The sequence below is a fragment of the Vibrio sp. Vb1554 genome (assembly GCF_033344235.1).
The window spans coordinates 1-1,103 of sequence record NZ_JAWPOJ010000392.1 but is presented as its reverse complement, the minus strand read 5'-3'; the positions used below and the strand labels follow the sequence as shown (position 1 = coordinate 1,103).

Here is a 1,103-nt window from a genome sequence, read left to right as displayed (position 1 = left end):
AATGTGGCAGGGCAACATCATTGAATTGTGGCAAGCGCCGCTTAAAGAGACGTTGCGTTTAGATATGGAAGGGCCGGCGATCGAAGTGCTTGACCAATTGCTTGCCAAAGCGGTCAGTGAATCACCATTGGAAACGTCCATTTTTGACGGTGCGTTAAAAGAGCGAGTGGAACTGTTCCAACGTTGGCAGGGCATCGGTGTGGATGGCATTGCGGGTCATCGCACGTTAGAGCGCTTACAACAAAGTGTGCAACCTAATGCGCCAACACTAGCAAGCATTAACAAGGAGGAGGCGTAATGTCAGTCATCAAACATGTTGGACTCTTTCTTGTGCCTATTAGCGTGTCAGCGATTGCGGTTGCGTGGCATTTAGATTTGCTTACGCCAGAGGCTCAAGCGGTTACGCCAGAGGTAGTGGTGGCGGAAGTCGTACAACCATTTGAAGTTTTAGATTATCCAGAATCAACGGATCTTGCTCAACTGCCACGAGAATGGCCGAGTGCCGAATTATCTCGCGACATTGGGACATTCTTGCAACCCTCCGAGTATGCCAACGAGAGTGAGGCTCCAGATCCGACAACGGCTACTCCCGTCACGAGCACAGCATCTACGCATCGTCGTGACGACTTAGGTTTGTCATTGGATGATCTAGACTTGTCTTCCTTGTCTCCAGATCTCGCCAAAAAAGTGGAAAATGCGCTGTCTCAAAACGATGCACCGACTTCTGCACCGTCACAGGTGAATGACTTGGAGCGCAATGCGCAGCAGTGGCAAGGACGTCTTCCTGCCCTTAATTTGCAAACGCACATGTATGCCAGTGATGCCAATCGTCGTTGGGTGAAAATCAATAACGTGGAGTATCACCAAGGGGATGTGGTGGATGGACAAGTCACGCTGAAAGAGATTCAGCCGCAGGCTGTCATTGTCGAATTCCAAGGTGAGCAAATCCGAATCCCTGCGCTTTACGAATGGGATGGTTAGTACTCTCGCGTGAAACCATTATATAAGCAAAAGGCCACATGAATGTGGCCTTTTTCGTATCCGCTATGTGCAAACCGGTAGTTTGCGGGGCAGTTATGCCCAACCTGCAGGTGATTTCTTTC

2 protein-coding genes are annotated in these 1,103 nt (G+C 49.8%); both read left to right on the top strand.

Going from position 1 to position 1,103, the window contains the following annotated elements; all coding sequences use genetic code 11:
• Positions 1–298: peptidoglycan-binding domain-containing protein (locus R8N28_RS26550; RefSeq protein ID WP_318183832.1), on the top strand; the 298-nt coding region annotated here is incomplete at its 5' end.
• Positions 298–981 carry a general secretion pathway protein GspB gene (locus tag R8N28_RS26545; protein WP_020840069.1) on the top strand — a complete coding sequence of 228 codons (684 nt, stop codon included), beginning with the start codon at positions 298–300 and terminating at the stop codon, positions 979–981. The genes R8N28_RS26550 and R8N28_RS26545, both read left to right, overlap by 1 nt.
• Positions 982–1,103 lie beyond the last annotated feature (122 nt).

Coding starts and splice junctions, on each gene's coding strand:
- R8N28_RS26545 (WP_020840069.1), top strand. CDS start 298: ATGTCAGTCATCAAACATGTTGGACTCTTTCTTGTGCCTATTAGCGTG.